The organism is Kaistella sp., assembly GCF_032060305.1.
In the GTDB taxonomy this organism is placed as follows: Bacteria; Bacteroidota; Bacteroidia; order Flavobacteriales; family Weeksellaceae; genus Kaistella; species Kaistella yananensis.
In genome coordinates this window covers 29306-32866 of record NZ_DAMBHK010000021.1, presented here as the reverse complement: position 1 = coordinate 32866, position 3561 = coordinate 29306, and the positions used below count along the sequence as shown (strand labels likewise).

Sequence of the window (3561 nt, the reverse complement as noted above, 5' to 3'; positions counted from 1 at the left end):
CCACTTATGAAGAAATGGTGAAATATTATGAGAATCTCGATCAAAATTTCGAAAGTATAACCGTACAGAATTTCGGGAAAGATGATAACGGCGAACCGATAAAAGTAGTGGTTTTTGATGATTCTAAAAATAAAAATACACCAGTAATCCTTATCAACAACGGAATTCATCCCGGAGAACCCGATGGAATTGACGCCACAATGATGCTGATGCGCGATCTGGCCACCGGAAAAGTTTCTGCTAAAAACCTTAAAATCGCCGCAATCCAATCCTATAATATTTCCGGAATGTTGCGAAGAGGAAAATACAGCCGCGCCAACCAAAACGGACCGGAAGAATACGGCTTCCGCGGAAATGCCAGAAACTATGACCTGAACCGCGATTTTATAAAAAATGATACCGAAAATGCCAAGACCTTTCAGCTGATTTTCCAGCATTTTAAGCCAATCTTTTTCATCGACAATCATGTGAGTAACGCAGCAGATTACCAATATCTTTTCACCTATATTTCTACCAACAAGGAACGTTTAGGCAATAAACTAGGCAACTACTTCAATGAAAAAATGCAGCCTGAAATTCTGGAAAATATCGAAAAAAAGGGAATTCTTACAATTCCGTACGTCAATATTCATGGCGATTCTCCGGATGAAGGCTTTCCGGCTTTTATGGATTCACCTCGTTACGCAACTGGTTATACCACGCTTTTCAACACTTTGGGAACTGTTGCCGAAACCCATATGCTGAAGCCCTATCCGGACAGGGTTCGCGCCACTTATGAATATATGGTGAGTGCCATTAATTACACACGAAAAAATACAAGGGAAATTCAGAAACTGATGGCGGAAAACTTAAACAGTCTGAAGCCTGGAACAGCATATCCGATCCAGTGGAAACTCAACGGAAATAAGTTTCAACTTATTGACTTTAAGGGTTATGAAGCAGGTAAAAAAAATAGTGGAGTGTCCGGAAAGCCAAGACTTTTTTATGACAGAAGTAAACCTTTCAAAAGAAAAGTTAAATTTTTTAGTGACTATGTTCCAACTAAAGAAATCAGGATTCCGAATTATTATGTGATTCCAAAATCTGAAAATAAAGTGATAGAATACCTGAAAAGAAACAATATCGAAATGAAGGAAATCGCTCAGGATTCTACAATAAGTGTTGAAGTTTACAGGATCACAGATTACAAAACCGTAAAAAACCCGTACGAAGGACATTATCTGCATTACGACACCAAAACCAAATCTGAATTTAAAAACGTAAACTTCAGAAAAGGCGATCTGTTGGTTTCAACGAAACAGCCAGGTGTAAAATATCTGCTGGAAACCCTGGAGCCGGAAGCGACCGATTCCTTCTTTAACTGGAATTTCTTTGATGCCATTTTGGGGCAGAAAGAGTATTTTTCCGATTATGTTTTTGAAGATACAGCGGCCGAACTGCTCAGGAATGATCAGGTTCTAAAAACAGCTTTCGAGTTCGAAAAAATTTCGAAACCCGATTTTGCAAAAGACGGACAAGCCCAGCTGGAATGGATTTACAGGCATTCCGAGTATTATGAAGGCAGCGTAAATCTATATCCAATTTATAGGATTCTCTAAACGATTTCGAAATTAAAAACCCTTTCAAATTTGAAGTTGAAAGGGTTTTTTCTTTACAATATCTTTTAAAATTATCTTGGTAATCCTTTTTTCAGGGCATAATTGGCTCTTTCGATGGCTTTCTTCTCTTTCCAGTCCATGTATCTTTTTCTGAATTTCGCTTTCATGAAATTATCAAAATTACGCTGAACGGTTAAATTCCAAAGCGAATGCGCTTTCACTGCCCATGATTTATCCCAGGCTCTGAGTGAGATCGAAAAACTTCCGTCCAGATATTTCATCCAGTGCCACCAGCCGGTCGGCATAAAAAGGGTGTCGCCGTGCTCCAGGAAACACTCAATGCCTTCCACACCATCCAAAGCCGGGAATTTTTCAAAATCAGGGTTTGAAATATCGTAATCTTCAAGGGCATAAGTCGCATACGGAATTTTGTAAAGCCGGTCTTTCCATTTGTAATCGAAAAGCAGAATATGTTTTCTGCCGTTGAAATGCGTGTGGAAAATATGCGCCATATCAATATCATAATGCAGGAAAGTTACCGAACCTTTACCGCCGAAGAACATATTGGGATATTTATCCAGAAAACCGCCCATCAGCTCTTTCGGCGAAAGATAATCGTCCAGAAGTTTGGGCGCAGATTTAATGGGATCGAAAAGGAAAATCCTTAAATCAGTCGGTTCGCGCCGGATCAGATCAATATAATCGCCAAATTTCATTTTCGCTGCAGAAGCGTTGATTGGAGCTGCAGGATCAGCTTTTGAGGAATCATAGAGAGGAACTTCCACATCGCCAACAGTCTCCTTCATATATTCCATCGTCCATTTCTGGTAGGCCGGCCAGTTTTTGGCCATATTCCGGATAACAACGGGTTTGCGGGGAATTAAATATTTTTTGCGGAATTCTTCCTGTGAAATATCCTCTATAACATCAATAGGCGTTAAATGTAATCCCATATTAAGTAAATATTAATGAGCAAAATTAGGAAAAAAGAATGCGCAAATCTGCAAATTTTGATTGTTTTTATCTAATCCTGAAACACACTCAAAACCCGAAACATACTTTTAGCGTTGCTTCGGATGTAACAATCTGATTGTAAAGTACACTAATCAAAAAAAAAATCCATGAAATTTTACGCTTCGCTTTTCCTTACTTTTTTATTTTCTGTTATAGGTTTTGCTCAAACCACTGTGTCCGGAAGAATTACAGATTCCGATGGTCAACCCGTTCCGAGCGCAAGTGTAACCATTGAAGAGCAGGGGAAAGATGCGATTATGGCTTTCTCCATTTCAAATTCGAAAGGGGAATATAAAGTTACTTTTACTTCACCCGAACCGAATGTGGATCTAAAAATCAAGGCTTTCAACCAAAAGCCTGTGCTTAAATCCATTAAAAATACAACCCAAAACCTGAATTTCAGCCTCGAATCTGATGCTACAGAAATTAAGGAAGTAAAACTGAAGACAAAACTCATTACCAAAAAAGGAGATACCATTTCTTATGATCTGAAGGCGTTTGAAAGTAAAGCCGACCGCACATTAGCCGATGTTTTAAAGAAAATTCCGGGTATTGAAGTCAATGGTGATGGTTCGGTGCTTTATCAGGGCGAGCCGATCAATAAATTTTATGTGAACGGAAAAGATTTAATGGAAGGCGGTTACGGAACCGTGAATAATTCATTACCGAAAGATGCCGTTCAGAAAGTAGAAGTGATGGAAAATCACCAACCTGTGAAAATTCTTCAGGATAAAGTTCCGTCTGAAAATGCGGGGTTAAACGTAGTTTTAAGGAAATCTGTCACGATGACCGGCCGGGGAGAAGTGGGCGTAGGAATGGATCCGCTGCTTTGGAATGTAAAACTGACGCCGATGTTTTTCGGGCAGAAAAACCAGTGGGTCGTGAATTATAAAGCCAATAACAACGGAGAAAGTGTAGAAAATGAAGGCAATCTTTTGAGTTTCGGGAA

Annotated in this window: 3 protein-coding genes; 2 read left to right on the top strand and 1 reads right to left on the bottom strand. The window is 39.3% G+C overall.

Features of this window, described 5'->3' with window-relative positions; translation table 11 throughout:
• The coding region (locus V5N63_RS04755) for a M14 family zinc carboxypeptidase (RefSeq protein WP_332033017.1) at positions 1-1598 on the top strand (1598 nt) is incomplete at its 5' end.
• Positions 1599-1669: 71 nt separating this feature from the next.
• Here the strand turns inward: V5N63_RS04755 and V5N63_RS04750 are convergent.
• On the bottom strand, positions 1670-2551 hold the full coding sequence (locus V5N63_RS04750; protein ID WP_332033016.1) for a cupin-like domain-containing protein: 882 nt from the start codon (positions 2549-2551) through the stop codon (positions 1670-1672).
• A 168-nt stretch (positions 2552-2719) separates the two neighbouring features.
• Between V5N63_RS04750 and V5N63_RS04745 the strand changes: the two genes are divergently transcribed.
• Positions 2720-3561: carboxypeptidase regulatory-like domain-containing protein (locus V5N63_RS04745; RefSeq protein WP_332033015.1), on the top strand; the 842-nt coding region annotated here is incomplete at its 3' end.